Origin of the sequence: Pseudomonas sp. DWP3-1-2, assembly GCF_049896285.1 — a bacterium.
Taxonomy (GTDB): Bacteria; Pseudomonadota; Gammaproteobacteria; order Pseudomonadales; family Pseudomonadaceae; genus Aquipseudomonas.
On record NZ_JAFCTZ010000003.1, the window covers coordinates 312,330 to 330,121 of the forward strand.

The 17,792-nt window shown below is 58.5% G+C and carries 8 protein-coding genes and 1 pseudogene; 6 read left to right on the forward strand and 3 right to left on the reverse strand.

What is annotated here, in order from left to right:
• Positions 1-137 precede the first annotated feature (137 nt).
• From ACP7B0_RS10370 to ACP7B0_RS10395, 6 genes are all read left to right on the forward strand, one after another.
• Entirely contained in the window at positions 138-917 is a 780-nt protein-coding gene (locus ACP7B0_RS10370; protein WP_426141199.1) for a sulfite exporter TauE/SafE family protein, read from the forward strand.
• Positions 918-988: 71 nt separating this feature from the next.
• Entirely contained in the window at positions 989-1,537 is a 549-nt protein-coding gene (locus ACP7B0_RS10375) for a sugar ABC transporter ATPase (protein WP_426141201.1), read from the forward strand.
• Between the two features lie 94 nt (positions 1,538-1,631).
• Positions 1,632-3,101 (forward strand): IMP dehydrogenase, encoded by a 1,470-nt coding sequence (gene guaB, locus ACP7B0_RS10380; RefSeq protein WP_426141202.1) that lies wholly within the window; start codon positions 1,632-1,634, stop codon positions 3,099-3,101.
• A gap of 102 nt (positions 3,102-3,203) precedes the next feature.
• Complete coding sequence (gene guaA / locus ACP7B0_RS10385; RefSeq protein ID WP_426141203.1) at positions 3,204-4,781, forward strand: glutamine-hydrolyzing GMP synthase; 1,578 nt, start codon at positions 3,204-3,206, stop codon at positions 4,779-4,781.
• 171 nt (positions 4,782-4,952) lie between these two features.
• On the forward strand, positions 4,953-5,765 hold the full coding sequence (locus tag ACP7B0_RS10390; RefSeq protein WP_426141204.1) for a hypothetical protein: 813 nt from the start codon (positions 4,953-4,955) through the stop codon (positions 5,763-5,765).
• 246 nt (positions 5,766-6,011) lie between these two features.
• The gene (locus ACP7B0_RS10395; RefSeq protein WP_426141205.1) at positions 6,012-6,551 is read left to right on the forward strand and encodes a DUF6361 family protein; all 540 of its coding nucleotides are present in this window, start codon (positions 6,012-6,014) and stop codon (positions 6,549-6,551) included.
• Between the two features lie 69 nt (positions 6,552-6,620).
• Here the strand turns inward: ACP7B0_RS10395 and ACP7B0_RS10400 are convergent, their stop codons facing one another.
• The 3 genes and pseudogenes from ACP7B0_RS10400 to ACP7B0_RS10410 form a co-directional block, all read right to left on the reverse strand.
• Entirely contained in the window at positions 6,621-7,235 is a 615-nt protein-coding gene (locus ACP7B0_RS10400) for a GAD-like domain-containing protein (RefSeq protein ID WP_426141206.1), read from the reverse strand.
• Between the two features lie 338 nt (positions 7,236-7,573).
• Positions 7,574-8,248 (reverse strand): hypothetical protein, encoded by a 675-nt coding sequence (locus ACP7B0_RS10405; protein WP_406956439.1) that lies wholly within the window; start codon positions 8,246-8,248, stop codon positions 7,574-7,576.
• Between the two features lie 962 nt (positions 8,249-9,210).
• Positions 9,211-17,792, reverse strand: a pseudogene (locus ACP7B0_RS10410) (hemagglutinin repeat-containing protein); the annotation flags it as partial.

Sequence of the window (17,792 nt, forward strand, 5' to 3'; positions counted from 1 at the left end):
AAGGCCGTATTTCAGATTCGGAAATTGGATCGATGCGTCCCGTTCGCGGGCAAGCCTCGCTCCAACGAATTAAGCCGCGAAATTCGCGCCATTTGCTAAAGTTCGCGTCGCGCAGATCTTTAAGGAAGAAGAGTGCAATGGGCAATATCGACATCATCGCTGCATTTATGCAACTAGGATTCACGCCTCTCGACTGGCTGCTGATCGAACTGGGGGTGATTGCTGCCTATATAGTGTTTGGCATTGCCGGTTTTGGCACGGCACTGGTGGCCGGGCCGATTCTGATCAACTTCATGCCGTTGTCGCGCATCATCCCGCTGCTGGTGATGCTGGATTTCATCGCCGCGTTCGGCAATCTACTACCTTCCCGGCAATCGGTGGTCAAATCTGAATTATTGCGGCTGCTGCCCTGTATGGCGGTGGGCTGCACATTAGGCGTGCTGTTCCTGCTCAACCTTAAATCGGATGTCCTGCTTCTATTGATGGGTGTGTTCATCACCGCCTACGCGGTGTACAGCCTGGCGGTGAAGGTGCGGCCGACACAACTGGCGGCGGGCTGGGCGATTCCCATGGGCACCGTGGGCGGGCTGTTCGGGGCGCTGTTCGGCAGTGGGGGATTTCTGTACGCGATCTACCTAAATAGCCGACTGACGTCCAAAGAACAGGCGCGTGCGACCCAAAGCGCCCTGATCAGTTGCAGCACCATCGTGCGTTTGAGCCTCTTCCTTATTGCCGGTGTCTACGCGCAGATTTCGTTGCTGATTCTGGCGCTATGCCTCCTGCCTGCGATGGCGACAGGCTCATGGATCGGCCGGGCGCTGATCATGCGCTTGTCCCGTGAAACGTTTGTGCGCCTGGTGACCTGGCTGGTGCTGGTCAGCGGCATCGCGCTGATCGGTCGTTATATCGCCGGCTGACCGCTGCACTTGACCTGAGGCGTCGGGGGATTAAGCTGCCGCACTCGATAAGCTGCTTGTGAACACCTGCCATGAACAACCAAAGCATACTTGTCCCCCAAATTTCCGGCTTCCCCGGGCGTGAGGCCAGGGCGCGGTTGATCCTGCGCTGGCTGGTCAAACTCAATGTGGTCGAACAGGAACTGACCACCTGCGGCCGCACTGACAGCAAAATGGCCTATGCCATCGCCCCCGGTGCCCGTGCAGTGGTGGAAAACCCCGAAGCCTTGCCGTTCGGTCATCCCGTCAATGGCCTGGAGATCGTCACCAAGCGCTGCATCTTCACGCCGCTCAATGACTTTGCAGAAGAGGCCGGTTGCCCTGAGTGTCGCAAGGAAATCGGTGAAGCCTTGTTCGACAGCCTGGAAGAGTGGATGCCCGGCCACACCGATAACTTCATCTGCCCGGAATGCGGGCACGAAGACGACATCAATGGCTTCCTGTTCCTGCAACCCTGTGGTTTTTCCAATCTGGGATTCATCTTTAACAATTGGTTGGAGGCGTCGTTCAAACAGAGCTTTCTGGATGACTTCGCCGAACGTCTGGATCGTCCGCTGTCGTTCGTCAAAGTCCGGCTATAAATCCCCTTGATAATACCCTGAGGTTTACATTGAGCCCACCGGGCTGTCTGGGTATAATGGCGCGCTTCCAATTTCCCGCTCGGGAGCCCCCGCGATGCTGCGTATCAGCCAAGAAGCACTTACTTTCGACGACATTCTCCTTGTGCCCGGTTATTCCGAGGTACTGCCTAATGAAGTCAGTCTGAAAACCCGTTTGACCCGTGGCATCGAACTGAATATCCCTCTGGTTTCCGCTGCAATGGACACCGTGACTGAAGCCCGTCTGGCAATTGCCATGGCTCAGGAAGGCGGTATCGGTGTGATCCACAAGAACATGACCATCGAGCAGCAAGCTGCCGAAGTGCGCAAGGTCAAGAAATTCGAGGCCGGCGTGGTCAAGGACCCGATCACCATCGAGGCCGATGCCACGGTTCGTGACCTGTTCGAACTGACCCGTCTGCACAACATCTCCGGTGTACCCGTGCTGCACAATGGCGACCTGGTCGGCATCGTGACGTCCCGTGACGTACGCTTCGAAAACCGTCTGGATGTTCCCGTTCGCGAAGTGATGACGCCCAAAGAGCGTCTGGTCACCGTGCGTGAAGGCGCCGACAAATACGAAGTGCGCGATTTGCTGCACAAGCACCGTCTGGAAAAAGTTCTGATCGTGGACGACAAGTTCGCGCTCAAGGGCATGATGACCGTCAAGGACATCGAAAAAGCCAAGGCGTATCCGCTGGCCAGCAAGGACGACCAGGGTCGTCTGCGTGTCGGCGCTGCGGTCGGCACCGGCAAGGACACAGGCGAGCGCGTTGCGGCACTGGTTGCTGCCGGGGTTGACGTGGTGGTGGTCGACACCGCTCACGGTCACTCCAAAGGCGTGATCGATCGCGTGCGCTGGGTTAAAGAGAACTTCCCTGAAGTGCAGGTCATCGGTGGCAACATCGCCACGGGCGCTGCCGCCAAGGCACTGGTTGCTGCAGGCGCCGATGCCGTCAAGGTCGGTATCGGTCCTGGCTCCATCTGCACCACGCGCATTGTCGCGGGTGTGGGCGTTCCGCAAATCAGCGCCATCGCCAACGTTTCCGCTGCCCTTGAAGGCACCGGCGTTCCGTTGATCGCCGACGGCGGCATCCGTTTCTCGGGTGACCTCTCCAAGGCCATCGTCGCGGGCGCGAGCTGCGTGATGATGGGTTCGATGTTTGCCGGTACTGAAGAAGCGCCGGGCGAGATCGAACTGTTCCAGGGCCGTTCCTACAAGGCGTATCGCGGCATGGGTTCGCTGGGGGCAATGTCCCAGGCCCAGGGCTCGTCCGACCGCTACTTCCAGGATTCTTCGGAAGGTGCCGAGAAGCTGGTACCGGAAGGCATCGAAGGCCGCGTCGCCTATAAAGGCTCGCTGGCGGCGATCATTCATCAGTTGATGGGTGGCCTGCGTTCTTCCATGGGTTACACCGGCAGTGCCAATATCGAAGAGATGCGTACCAAGCCTGAATTCGTTCGCATCACGGGTGCCGGCATGGCTGAATCCCACGTCCACGACGTGCAGATCACCAAGGAAGCGCCTAACTACCGCGTCGGTTGATCCGGATTGCAGCGTGGTTCGCCGCGCTGCAACCCAACGAGTTTTATAGCCGGGGCTGTTACGCAGCCCCGTGTCGTTTCTGTTTTTTGACGAGAATGAGTCATGGCCCTCGACATTCACGCCCACCGTATCCTGATCCTCGACTTCGGTTCCCAGTACACCCAGTTGATCGCCCGCCGCGTGCGTGAGATCGGCGTGTACTGCGAGCTGCATCCGTTCGACATGGACGACGAAGCGATTCGCGCATTCAACCCACGCGGGATCATCCTCGCTGGCGGTCCTGAATCCGTACACGAAGCCAACAGCCCCCGTGCGCCGCAAGCCGTGTTCGACCTGAACGTACCGGTTTTCGGTATCTGCTACGGCATGCAAACCATGGCCGAACAACTGGGCGGCCGCGTCCAGGGTTCGGACGTCCGTGAATTCGGCTATGCCCGCGTAGATATCGTCGGCAAGAGCCGCGCGCTGGACGGCATTGAAGATCACGTCGATGCTGACGGCGTCTTCGGCCTGGATGTGTGGATGAGCCACGGTGACAAAGTCACCGAGATCCCGGAAGGCTTCCACATTCTGGCCAGCACCCCGAGCTGCCCGATTGCCGGCATGGCGGACGACGCACGTGGCTACTACGGCGTGCAGTTCCACCCGGAAGTGACCCACACCAAGCAGGGCGGTCGCATCCTGTCGCGCTTCATCCTCGACATCTGTGGCTGTGAAGCCTTGTGGACGCCATCGCACATCGCCGAAGACGCCATCGCCCAGGTTCGCGCCCAGGTGGGCACCGACAACGTGCTGCTGGGGCTGTCCGGTGGTGTTGACTCCTCCGTGGTTGCCGCTTTGCTGCATAAGGCCATTGGCGATCAACTGACCTGCGTGTTCGTCGATAACGGTCTGCTGCGTTTGCACGAAGGCGAGCAAGTGATGGCCATGTTCGCCGAGAACATGGGTGTCAAAGTGATCCGCGCCAATGCCCAGGACCAGTTCCTCGACAATCTGGCGGGCGAAAGCGACCCGGAGAAGAAGCGCAAAATCATCGGCCGCACCTTCATCGACGTGTTCGACGCCGAGTCCTGCAAGCTGGAGAACATCAAGTTCCTGGCCCAAGGCACGATCTACCCGGACGTCATCGAATCGGCTGGCGCCAAAAGCGGCAAGGCCCATGTGATCAAGTCGCACCACAACGTGGGCGGCCTGCCGGAAGAAATGAACCTCAAACTGGTCGAGCCACTGCGCGAGCTGTTCAAGGACGAAGTGCGTCGTCTTGGTCTTGAGCTGGGCCTGCCGTACGACATGGTCTACCGCCACCCGTTCCCGGGCCCGGGCCTGGGCGTGCGTATCCTCGGTGAAGTGAAAAAGGAATACGCCGACCTGTTGCGCCGTGCGGATCACATCTTCATCGAAGAACTGCGTAAAGCCGACTGGTACCACAAAGTCAGCCAGGCATTCGTGGTCTTCCAGCCAGTCAAATCGGTGGGCGTGGTCGGCGACGGCCGCCGTTACGCGTGGGTCGTTGCCCTGCGGGCGGTAGAAACCATCGACTTCATGACCGCACGGTGGGCACACCTGCCATACGAGCTGCTGGAAACAGTCAGCGGGCGGATCATCAACGAAATCGAAGGCATCTCCCGCGTGACCTACGACGTGTCGAGCAAGCCACCGGCGACTATTGAGTGGGAGTGAGTTCTTTCCATATGCCCCAAAAGCCCGCCTAATCGCGGGCTTTTGTTTGTGCGACGCTTAAGTTTCTGCTGCTTTAGCCGAAAAGAATACACGCTGCTTCTATGGATCCTGCTGTGTGTAGCAGTCAGTAGGTGCATATTGTTTTGTTCGCTGATAGGGAGAGGTTTTGTAGTGGAAATGTTTTTTGTACTGTTGATGTTATGTGTGCTGTTTTGGGAAAGGGGTGGCGATGCAAAAAAGGAACTGCTCAAGGTAGTGGTCGAAAATAAACGGGGCCTCATCAAATATCTTGGCTCTGCAGCACTGCTCGCCATGACGTTGTCCGTGCTGCCTAGTTTATTGCTGTCAATTTATATGCGACAGCATGGTTTTTTTGCTTACGAGATCTTTGGCTCCCAGCAGGGAGGTATGCGCATTATTAGTTTGAATGTGCTATTTAATTTTATTGTTTTGTCTGTGTCTTTGATGGGGGCTGCTATATTTTGGAAGGCGAAAGCTCCTTGGCCTCTAGTTGCTTTGTCAACTGTGGCAGCGCTTCTGGTTGCTGTGGGACTACTGGGTGTTGCGTATTACGCTAAGAGTTATGATCTCTTGGTTGCAACGTTGTTCTTCGCATTTTTGATAGGAGGCTATGTACTCTTTTGGATTTCTAATGGCATTGATGGGAAAATCAATCGCTGGTGGGTGCCGTTGGTTTTTTCAGGGATAGCACTAGTTACTCCTGTTATATTTCATTCCTATGCGGCTGCGCTTGCCGGTAACGCTCTGTTTCAGATGCGTGTTGGAGGAATGCCTGTTGTGCTAACCGAGCCGTTAGGGTTTGGTAAATCTGTTTCTGGTAGTGCCATTGAAGGGAAGCTGCTATTAAGAACTCCCGAGCTTTATTATTTGGAAGTGGCAGGCGAGAACAGCACTAACGCGCATTCAGTAGTAATTGTCAGTTCGGAGAGTGCCTCTATTAGCTATAAGTTTAACGATAAATGATTTAATCGGCAGGTTGGAACCTCGCCTGGAATAATTGCGATATATGAGCTTCCTTGCATCTCTATGTGAATACCGTGGATTGTGAGGTATATCGCTGCTTCCGGATCACCGTGATCAGCCGCTTAATGCGTGGATAATGTGGTTGATCACGGCGCTGTGCGAGGTCAATACTGTGAGTCGAGGAACTGGTACTTTATCTGGTATCAAGCAGCAATCTGATTTGTAGAGTTAATAGGGAGCAGCCTCTTGTCATCTTTTGGCTTTACGTTTCTTTCGCGAAAGGCACTTGGGCAGGCAGAGCAGATGATGTTCGGTGCCAGCTCCGGGGTCCGCGATGAGGTTGGCTTCCTAATTGTTCACCAACGTTACGCAGACCATTTCTTCCCGGGCACCTCGGTTCTGCACACCCGGCTCCGATACGCGCTCCTCATTCCGTGGCTATATCAGAGCTTGCGGGCGAAGCGGCCGTCCCCAAAAGATTTCGGGCACGCATTCACTGATCTTGAGCATAAGCTGACCGGGCGCCTTCAGTTCAAGGGTAGTGAAGGGGAACCCGACGGCGTGATCGGTGGTGAGGTCTATCCTCGTACAATCAGCCAGCCGCCTGCCTATGTCTACTGGACGGCGCTCACGAAATGGGGATTGATCGGCGCCCGCCCCGACGGACGCCCCTGGAGCCGCCCCGATATGGCGCGGCTACTTGCGGCCGGAAGCAAGCGGTCGATGCACGATGACGACGGCAAGCCCTTCGATGCGGTCACGCTCCCTTTTCCTTTAGGCCAATGATGGGGGGGCGTTAATTCCACAATTGATCCTGTTGCGAACGGAATAGTTATTTTATTTATTTAATCTTATTCAACGTTGTAATTGATCAAGAATCATCAGGTGAACATGGATGTCCACCTTTTTCATATGCTCCAGGTCAGCCTTTCCTCCAATGCAAAGGGCGGGCTCGAACGCGTACATCTCATCTGCGCCAACCGGCCCAAGCTTTGCCAGTGCGCGCTGGAACAGCGGCTTGCCTTGATTGTCCTCGAAGTCGAGACTTTCTCGACTGGTAGAACCAAGGAATATACCCAGCGTTCTATCCGGGACCGGGTTGGGCTTAATCAATTGGTTCTTCAGCGCAACAATACCGCCCGCTAGACTTGATATTGTAATTTTGCGCTGGTAACGCTCACCCCATGCATACAACGAACCAAATGCATCCCTGGCGATCACATTATAGTTGTCGACTTCTGCCAAGCCACTGCCCTGCAGCCACATATCGAGCGTCGCCTTGTATGGCTCCGGGTCTACAATCCAGAACAGCCCATCAGCATAAGAGCACCAACCTTCATTCTGCCAATAACCAAGCAGGGCCTTGGGTAATATCGAACGATACTTGTCAATACTTGACTTGGGCACTTCTCGACGCGAGTTTGGTTCGCCTAGATTATCGATCAATGATTGAAAAAATTCGTCTCTCAATTTCCACGCCCTCTTATAGAGATGCCGTTAGCATAAATTACTCCTTTAACGACATTTCTGACTTAAGGTCAAAGCTTTAACTACTTACGCTTTAAAACTGGAACCCCCACCGTTCTTTAGAAAAAGTACTTTCGACGGTGTCCGCGCCACAAACCCCACTTGAAAAAGATGAGGATTGGGTTTAGCAAAGCATCTCTGGCGAGCCGTTTCACGGCAGCAGGGCCAGCGACAGGGGCAGGTAGATTTGGATTGAACGCAACCCCCATTGCTTTGTTTTAATGAGCTTGCTGGATTAGCGGCTAAGTCACTAATTGCCGCATCTCACCTTTTGGGCCTATTCAACTCCTCAGTGCTGGCAACGACAACACTTCATCGTACTGTGGCCAGTCTTCCCTCGCGCGTTTGAGCACACCTTGCATCAACTCGTCCAACTCAGGCACTGGTTGCTCGGGCGGCAATTGGTCAAAGGGCGCGGCCAGCAGCGGATGATCAATCTTCTGCGGATTGGCTAAACCTTCCCACTGGCGCAGGCGCAGGATATAGAGAATTTCCACCGGAACGCGCTCCAAGTGCCAGTCCTGATTGAAGTCGTAGGAATTCTTCTGGCTCTCTTTGCCCGTTTGCCAAGTGTGGCGGTCACACGCGGCCAACAGGCAGGGCATCAGGTCGTCGGGGCTGGGAGTGCGCCACTTGGCCAACAAGGCTTCGTAGATGGGTTCGTCGTAAGCATAAGCAGGCCATTGATGCGAGACATCGCCCACCCAATCGGCAAACACACGCAGCATAAAGGCTTGGGCGCGGCGGTGTTGCTCTTCGTACTCAATCACTAATTGATGCCCACGGTTGAGAGCCGCATGGGTGAGATATCCCTGATGGATGACGGCATCCTTCCAGCCTAGGATCGCCATGGCGGCCATCATATTGGTGGCAGTTTGGATGCTGTAGTTTTGGCGTCGTCGATCATTGCCTGCCGCTTTGGCAATAATGTCGAACTGGCCCGCCCAGAAGAACAACTGCCAAATTCCTACTTGGTAATAGCGCAGCCAATGGGCCAATTCCAGAAGCCATTGCGGATTATCTGGTGCGGTTGCCAATACCTTGTGGGCTCGTGTGACGGCCATCCATTCGGAGCTACTACGCGTAACGTTGTCACTATTCGGTACAGGCATTGATGGCTTCGCAAATGCATCGCCGCGCTCAACATATTCACGGATGCCATTCAACTCGTATTCATCTGAGACGTGTGGCCCCTTGGCTATGCGCCCCAGCACACTTTTGTAGGAGGGCCACTTCGGGTTTACGCCCAAGCGCTCGCACTGAATTACTTCTTGGTCCATGGTTCCACCTTAAATTCTGCTACACCTGTTTTACTGGGGGCGGGAACACCGACTTTGACTGTTACACCTTGAACCTTGGCTTTTCCTGAATCCAATGCCGCTTGCAAAGCATCGCGTAAAGCAGGATCAGAGTCGGCAATTGATCTATTACTCAGCCACCCCTCCAACCGCGTCCTCGGGTCCCCATGCGGCGTACCTGCCTTACTCACGCCATTCACCGAAGACTTCGCATCCATCACCACCACGGTAATCGTATCGCCATTGATCGCCACCGCGCAGCCATCGCAGCCGTGGTTGCTACTGTTTTGCAGAGGTTTGAAATTGAGGCCGGTTTTCTCGTTAAGGGTTTGCAGGGCCAGTTGCTCGCCCAACACCCCATCATTTACAAGCGAACCGGTCTTCCAATTGGGAAGGTGCGACAGCGGGATACTTTCAAATGTCTGCCCAAACAGGTCTTCAATCCGGCTGAACTTGGGAGGGTTGATTTCATCAGGGATAACCTGCCCCGGTCCTTTTGCACCATCTACACGTTGAGCATCCCGAAGCTCAGCCTCAGTTTTAGCAAGCTGCCCGAATTTGGAGCTAGCACTTGCCTCCTGGCTATCTGCAATGGCGCCTACAACACGGTTGCGTACAGCTTCGGCTTTGGCGAGCTTCTCCATTCTAGCCAGACCAGCCATCGTTTCAAGTTCTGCGGTGCCCACCTTGATCCCGGCTTTGGCCAGGGCGACGCCGCCTTTCGCAACGCCCCCCACGCCGGTGACAATGCTACCGACCTGCCAGGCAATCTCTCCAAGCGCTACGCCCAAGTCCTCGGCGTTCTGACTACCGCCTACTTCCAGCGCGTTTGTGATCGTGTCAATCTTCTTGTTTGCGTCTGCTAGAAATTCGGTTTTGAACTGCTTCTGGACCTCTGGATTTGCAATCAGCTCTTTGAGGCCCTTTAATCCTTCAATAGGATTCGTCACGAACTGAGCCAGACCTTCAACATCATTCCAGCCCGATTTAGCCAGCCCTTTACCAATGCCGAACTGGGTCAGGACATCTTGCTTGCTGCTGATGAATGCCCACTTTGCAAAAACGGTAAATACTTCAGTACCCTTCGCTTCGTCCAGTTCCTTCTTGTATTGCACTATCTGCTGCGTCGCCAACCAGTTGTTATCCACCGCCGCACCCGCCGCCGTATTCGCGGCAGTCGGGTCGATAGAAGCACTGGTCGCAGCCAAACCCGTCACCAGGCTGACGATCAAATTACGTTTGGCTTCGCGTTGTTCTTCGCTTTCGTCTGGGCTGCTTTGCGAGAACAGGCCGGTCAGCAGGCTGGACGCCGCTGCGCCTGCGGCACCGCTGCCGCAGCTTTGGCTGCTGGCGGCGGCGCCCGCGCAGGCGACGATGCCGTGCAGGGCGGCGTGCAGTGGGGAGCCTTCCGTGAGTTCGCCGTCCGCTACCAAATCGCCGATGTAGCCTGCGCCGCGTTGCTGGACGTAATTGACCACCAGACTTTGCACGAACGCGGCGTTGCCGGCGCTGATGTTGCCGCCTGCGGCACCGATCAGGGCTGTGGTGATTTGTCGGTAGGTGCCGCCTGCGCCCCAGTTTTCGGAGATGTCGTTGGCTTCTGCCGACAGTTGCCTTGCACGGATCTGCAGGGCCATCTGTGCGGCATCGTTCTGCCCGTCGATTTTATCGGCTTCTGCCTGCAGCGTTTTGGCCTGTTGCCGCTTGAGGTCCGCTTCCCGCGCCTTGTTGGCGAGGAAGGTGCTGGCTTCGTTGGAAAACGCGGTGACGATCTCGAAACCGGCGCGGACTTCGTCTTCGTCGAAGATCGGCTTTAGCGAGTTGCTGCCATCGCGATCACTGGACACATCACGGTTGAGGCTGGCGACGGTTTGTTCTGCGGTCTGACCGGTGCGCTTGTGTTGCTCGGCGTCGTCGGTAATGACGACGGCACCGCCACTGATACCGCTGCGCGTCACGCTGCTGGCCTTGTCGCTGGCGCTGATGGCGATCGGCATGTTGGCGCCGATGTTGTTCTCGTTTTTGGCCAGGTCGGTGCCCGGGTTAACCTTGCCGCCAGTCTGCGCGTTGCCCTTCTGGTCCTTGCCGACTTCGTTGTAGCCGCCGCCCAGGCTGACGGTATTGGCGTCGTAATCCGCCTTGTTCTTGATGTCGCGGCTGGTGAGGCTTGAGGTGATGAGGCGGTTGTTACCGTCCTGCACGGCCTTGTCACTGCTGGCGATCACGCCGCCGACCAAATCGGTGTTGCCCCGCACGTTGATGTCGAAACCGTCATCGCCAGCCTTGATGCCTGACTGCTCGGTGACGCTGGCATAGTTGGAGTCGATGTTGGTTGCGCCAAAGTTTGCGCTGGCACCGCTTATCGAGCTCATGCCGTAGCAGAACGGTGGAATACAAAGACTGATGCCGATGCCCAGGCTCTTTTCATCGACTTTGTACGTGTTGGTGTCTTGCAGGCTTTCGATATTAAGATCGCCGCCGATGTCGGCGATTACTTTTTTGCCACTGGCCACCGCCCCCTTAAGCTGCGTGTCGCCGCCGGATGACAGCAGCAACTGGTTGCCAGCCTCCACTTTGGTATTGGTATGGGTCAGCTCGTCGCCGTCGGCCTGGCCCCGGTTTCCGGTGGCACCCAGGTCCAGGGTAAAGCCGTTTCTGCTACCGCCCAGCGAGAGGCCGATACCGATGCTGGCGCTGCTGCCTTTGCTGTCGGTGTTTTGCTGGCTGGTGTTGTTGGCGGCGAGCAGGTTGATGTCGCCGTCGGCCATCAGGCTGGCGTCACGCCCGGCCTTGATCTGGCTGCCTTGGACCGTGATGTTGCTGTCTGCACCTGCGCCGGTCGCGCGCAGGCGCACATCTTGACCGGCGGTGATGGTCGAGCCGGCGGCGCTGTCGCTGGTCTGGGTGGTTTTGCTTTCGTTCTTCTTGGTGCCCAGCGACAGGCTGATGTTAATACCGCCTGCCGCGCCAGGGTCCATTGCCACCGCCGTGGCGGCGTTGTTACCGGCCAGCAGGACCGTGGCCGCTGCCAGCGCCTTCATGCGCCCGTCATCGGTTTTCTCCGATGCCTGCTTCATCTGCTGGGTGGTCTGGATTGCACTGATGACAGGGTTAGTCACCGTCAGAGTGAACCCGGTCTGTTTGAACAGGGTTTCACGTTCGCGCTTGCTGGTGTTGCGGGCTTCAACGACATCGATGGTTTGCCCGGTGATATCGACGCTGCCTTCGGGCGCGCTCACCTGGCTGCCCACCTGGCGGTAGCCTTTGCCCGCTTCCATCAGCACATCGCCCTTGGTCGAGCCCACGGTACTCGCCGCTGCGGTCTGGCTGGTGGTGAGGTCCTTGACCGTTTGCTGCTGGGTGCCGAGCGTGACCGCGATGCCGCCGCCGCTGAACAGGCCGCTTTTCTTGACTGACTTGTCGTGACGTTCGCTGCTGCTTTCCGTCGCGGCTTCGATATTGATGTTGTTGTCAGCCGCCAGGACGGTCTGGTTGGTGGACACCACGTTGCTGCCGCTGACGTTGATGTCGCGACCGGCCTGCACATAGGTTTTCTCGGCACTCAGCGTCGAGCCCTGCGCCTGGGTCTGGTTGACGGTGTCGCGTGTGGTGGTGGTCTTGCTGGAGAACAGGCCGTTGCTGCCTTTGAATTTGTGCGCTTCATCGGCAAACTGGGTGTTTTGCGCAGCGGTCAGGTTCACGTCGCGCCCGGCGTCGGCGATGATTGCACCTTGCTGACTGGTGACGCTTGCGCCTCGGGCATTGAGGTCCTGCCCGGCACTGAGGCGCACATCGCCTTGGCCTTGAATGGTTGAGCCGACTTCGGTCTGGCTGGCGTCTTTGCGCCAGTTGCTGCCGTTCCAGTTAACCGATTGCTGATGGGCTTCGCCAACGGTGGTCAGGTTGATGTTGTTGCCTGCTTGCAGCGAGGTACTGCCGCCGGCGCCTGCGTTGACCACCTGAGCGCCGATCAGGCTGAGGTCTTTGCCCGCGTTGACGTCCATGGTGCCGTCAGCGCCGCTGACGAACAGGCCGGCCACGCGTGACAGGTTGGTTCGTGTGCCCTGGGCACTGCTGCTGTCGCGACTGCTGGACACAACGTTGACGTTTTGCCCGGCGTTGATGGCGAGGCTGTCTGTCGCGCCGATCAGGCCGCCGAGGTTGTCGAGGTTTTCCCGTGCTGTCAGCGAGACCTTGTCGGCCTGGATGCGGCCGCCGAGGTTTTCGATGTTCTGCGCGGTAATCGCCATCACGCTGCGCCCGGCCAGGCTGCCGCTGTTGACCAGATCACCGGCAATGTTCAGGTTCAGGCGTTGCCCGGCAATCAGCGAGCCAGAGCCGTTGAGGTCGCTTTCCTGCACCCGCACATAGACCTGTGGCACCAGCACGTTGCGGGTTTCGCCGTTGGCGAGGGTGACCTTTTTTTGTACCAGCCAGACGATGTCGCTGGTCAGTTGAGCCATCTGCTCGGGGGACAGCTCGACGCCGGGCACCAGTTGCCATTGATTGGCCAGGGTGACGGCGTTGTCGATCAGCGCCCGGTATTGCGCTTCGTCGTTGGCGTAGCCGTCGAGAAAGCGCCGACCCGTGAGTTGCGCGACCTGTTCGCGAATCAGTTTCTGCTCATAGAAGCCATCGCCGAGGCGCTGCTGGGTCAAGGCAGGGTCGACTTGCAAACGCTCCAGCATGTAATCCGACGACAGCCAGGTGCGATAGCTGGCGAAACGCGGATCTGTTTCGACCAGGTAATTGCTGGTGGTCTGCGGATGGGTGGTGAACAGGCTGTTATTCGGCAATTCCAGGGACGGGCCCCCAGTGCGAATTTGCTCGGCCACGCCTTGTGCGTTCTGGGTGGTCTGCGCTGCAACCTGAACGATCGGAGCTACTTGAAAGGTACGGGCGGCCGGAGCGCTGACCGTACCGGTGGAAGCGATCTGCTGGCCGACGGCCTGAGTACCGCGTGCGCTGATCTGGGTGCCCGTGCCGCTGACCGCTGTGTTCTGCGCGAAGACGGTAGGTTGCAGGGAAATATCCTGAATCAGCGGGGCAGGGGTATAGGCTGCGGTGTTCGCGCCTTGCCGGTCGCGGCCCTTGCGCTGGATGCGGTAGAAGTTGGTGACGCTGCCGCTGTCGACGGTGGTGCGCTGGCCCGACACTTCGGTGTTGGTCAGGCTGGTGACGTCTGCCTGCAATAGTCCGCCGGCGGCGATGCGGCTCTTGTCGTTGAGCACGTCGCCAGCGCTGATCTGCATTGTCCCGCCAGACAGGATCTGCGCCGGGGCCGAGGTGGCGATCTGGGTTTCGTTGACGACGCGGGTGTAGTCGTAGCGGTTCCAGTTGTCGCGCTGGCCCTCGGGGGTGACCAGGTAATTCACCTCATCGTGACGCAGGGAGATCTCGTTGGCTTGGTAGCGGTTGGTCGAGCCGGTGAGTTGAAATTCCTGCTCGGGTGTTCGACTGACCTCAACATCGCGCGTGCTGAAATGTTCGTTGGTGTTGCGCACGCTTTGTACGTTCAAAGACAGATCGCCAAGCGCTTCGAGGGTCGCGCTGGCATTGGTCAGCAATTGAGCGCGACCCTCAGCGGTGTCGAGCGTGCTCAAGGTCCCGCCAATGGCGAGGTCGCCGGCACTGAAGATCAGCGATTGCTCGCGGTTATTCAGGGTTGCGGTGCCGATATTCAGTGACTCACGGGCTGCTATCGTTGCTGCGGTGCCATTTTCATCGAGGTTGTTCAACGTCGAGGTGGCTATCGCCAGTTGGTCGCCATACAGGCGCGGGTGCCGAGGTTATTCAGCGTCGCTGCCTGCACGCGGACTTGCTGGCCGTCGATCAGCCCGCGGTTGGTCAGGGTGTCGGCGGCGTTCAGGCGCACCTGGCCCGCGCTGATTTCGGCGTTGGCGCTGTTGTCGAGCGTCCGCGCGCTGACTAGCAGGGACTTGCCCGCCAGCAAACGCCCGGTGTTGTTGAGCGCTCCGGCGGTGCTCAGATCAACGCCGTTGTTGGCTTGAATCTGCCCGCTCAGATCAAGGCCGCTCTGCACCCTGAAGTTGATGTCGCCCAGGCTCAGGGCCCGGCCCGTGCCGCTGTAATACGCGGCGTTGAGCGACAGCAGCTTGCCCGCAATCAGCGTGCCGTCGAGGTTATTCACCGATTGGCGACGCTGCGCGGTATCGCGGTCGCTGATCGTCAGGTCGCCGGTCGAAGAGATCAGCCCGTTCTGGTTATTCAGCGTCTGGCTCACGCCCAGCAATAGACCTTCATCGGTGCGTAAAGCACCGCTCTGGTTGTTGAGGGTGTTGACCGCCAGGTTCATGCTGCGGCCTTCAAGGCCTTGGTTGGTGCCCTGCGTGGAGGTGTTGTCGAGCGCGTCGGTGCTCAGGCTCAATGCGCCGGCACTGCGCACCAGACCGCCCTGATTGTTAAGGGTCTGACCCAGCACCAGTTCAACGTCGCCGAGGCTTTGCAATTGGCCGCCACGGTTGTCCAGTTGTGCGCCTTCGATGTGGACGGTTTTCTCGCCAATGATCTGGCCACCGTCGGTGTTGGCCACGTCGCTGGCGTTGAGCAACAGGTTGCCCTTGGCGCTCAAAAAGCCCGCGTTGTTGGTGAGGCTGGCGCTACGGATTTCCACGGCATCCTGGCCGCTGATGCCTTTGGTGGTGCCGGATTGCAGGTTGTTCAGCGCCTGGCTGCCGGTGTCGATGAACAGCTTGCCTGTGGACTGAATCAAGCCCGCCGCGTTACGCAACTCGCCGCTGCGCAGGTCGAGGGTGGCGCGGGCGTCGAGTGTACCGTCGCTGTTGTCGGCCAGAGCGCCGTTGCTGTTGAGGTCCAATGCCTGACCGCTGATCACACCACTGCGGTTATCCAGGCCCTGAGCTGTAACGGCGATGTCACCCTGGGCTTCCAGACGCCCGCCATTGTTGGTCAGCGCGCCGTTGGTCACGTTGACCGAAAGGCCGGACTGCACCGAGCCAAGCACACCATTGGTGTTGTTGAACTGCCCGGCGATGATCGCCATGCGCTGGGTAGACGCGAGCGTGCCGCCGATGTTGTTCAACTGGCTGAACTGCGCTTGCAGCTCGCCACCGGCGCTGACGGTGCCTTGGGTATTTTCCAGGCGTGCGCCGTTCAGTTGCGCGGTGCCGCTGGCCGCCAGCGTGCCGCCGCTGTTGTCGATCAGATCACTGGCGGTCACCGTCAGCAGGCCGCCGTCGGTTGCAACAACTTTGCCGTTCTTATTATTCAGCGTGCCAACGTTGATCGCCACAGCGCCTGGGCTGTTGACCTGGCCGTTCTGATTGTTGAATTGCTCGCTGACATTGATCTGTAAAGGCTCCAGCCCCGTTTGCAGAATGCGCCCGTATTGATTGGACAGGGTGCGGGCCTGGAGTGTGAGCTGTTGGCCCTGGGCCAGACCTTCATCCAGCACCACGTCGTCAGCCTTGATCGACACGCTGCCATTACTGGCAATGCTGCCTTTGGTACTGCCGAGTTGGTTGGCCTGAATGCCCAGCGAACCCTTGCCGGCATGCTCGATGGTGCCGCCGCTGTTGTCGACGCGGCTGGCGCTGATCCGTGCATTGTTGGCGTTGGAGGCAATGCGTCCACTGCGGTTGTCGAGGGTCGCGCTGGCGTTTATCGAGGTGTCGGCGACGCCGGTCTGCACCAGCTCGCCGCCGACGTTGGACAGATCACTGGCGTTCAGTTGCAGGTTGTCGGCGTTGACGCTGGCGCTGTCGGTGCGCAGGGTTTTTGTCGCGTTGGCCGCGAGGGTCTGGCTGGCATCCACGCGGCTGCCACTGAGATTGCTATCGCCGTTGTTGGCGGTCAGGGTGACATTGCGGCCTTGAGTCTGGCTGCCGCTGAGGTCCAGATCATCGGCCTGGATGCTGACATCGCCTGCCGCCAGGTTTTGACCCTGCGCTTTGACGTGGGTGGCGCGCACCGCAAGGTTGCCGCTGCTGCCCAGTTTGCCGTCCACGCCTGCGCCCGCCGCCAGGCTTGAGCCCTGGGTGCTACGAATCGATTTGGCACTGAGGGTTGTTTGATTCTGGCTGGCAATGGTGCCGCTGTTGTCGATATCCCCTGAGCTGGTGAGGTTCAAATCGCCCTTGGCGTAAAGCGAGCCGCTATTGTCAACGCTTGTGGCAGTGATACGGGTGGCCGTGGTGCCGCTGATTGTGCCCATGTTGTGCAGTTTGCCGTCTGCGTTGACGACCACTTCACCCGCCATGGCGCCAATTTGCCCGGCATTGCGCATGCCGACACCCGATTCGGTCCCCACCAGCACGATCTTCCCGGCGTACATTCCGCCCAATTGCGCCACGTCGATGCCGACGGCTGGCTTGTCGCCGTCGGCGCCGGCCTGAGGCTTGGCCTGGGTGTTGTCGGCGTTGACCTGATTGCGTCCGGCGGTGACCTTAAGGTCATTGGCCCAGATACCCGCATTGACCTGCACGGTACGGGCAATCAGGTCGGTGTAATCGGCGTCGCGGCTATCAAGGCCCTTGCCCTGAATGTTCAGGGTGCCGCCGTTCACGGTGTAGCCGCTGATGCTGCCGTTCTCCAGCTGCACCTGACCGGTGCTCAGGGTCGCACGGTTGGCGTTGATGAAGCCGCAACCGTCGCAGGTAATGCCGGCCGGGTTGGCGATGACCACTTGGGCGCGTTGCCCGGCGACTTCGACATAGCCGCGTAACTGGCTGGGGTTGCTGGCGTTGACCTCATTGAGGATGACCCGCGCGCTGCCTTTGGCCATCGCTGCGTTGCCTTCGATCCAGCCACCCAGTTGCGTTTGGGTGTTGGCGCCGCTGTTGTTGAGGATGACGCCGCGCGGGTCGACATCGAATTGATTGTAGGTGTTACGCGAAACCCCGGCCGCGCTGGGCGCCTGAATATTCACCTGCGGCGTGCCGTTGGCGCTTTGAATCACCGTCGGACGCTGGCCGGCTGCGGCAGTCGGATCGGCCACAATCGTGCCCGCCGCCCACGCCGGTACAGCGCTCCAGGACACCAGCCCGAGCGCGATCATCAATGCAAAACGCATCGGCCCGAGCGTTGCCGTGCAGCCCGCGTCGGCGGTGGTGAGGCTGACGCGAGTGCCCGGCGCCTTGACCTGGCTGGTGACGTTCTCCGCCACCACCATCAACAGCCCGCGTGCCTTGTTGAAAACAATTCGGTACAGGTGCTTGTTCAT